Below are 201 nucleotides of genomic sequence, written 5' to 3' on the forward strand. Positions count from 1 at the left end.
TTGAAACAAGCCAATACGGATGTGGCTCAGCTGCAAAAAGAGATTGAAAAACAGAAACAATTGATGACGCAAGCCACCGATCAGCAAGCGAAAGCCCTGACGGCTGAGCTGGATCAACAAGTGGCACAGTTGAAGCAGAAAGAAGCGGTGTTGCAAAAAGCCGAAGCGGACAGCCAAGCCACACGTGATGCACTGGCGAAA

General features: G+C 49.8%; 1 protein-coding gene. It reads left to right on the forward strand.

Going from position 1 to position 201, the window contains the following annotated elements; all coding sequences use genetic code 11:
* Positions 1 to 201: hypothetical protein (locus AC3Z9T_RS21435; protein ID WP_490128071.1), on the forward strand; the 201-nt coding region annotated here is incomplete at both ends.

It is taken from the genome of Providencia sp. 6390 (assembly GCF_058148425.1).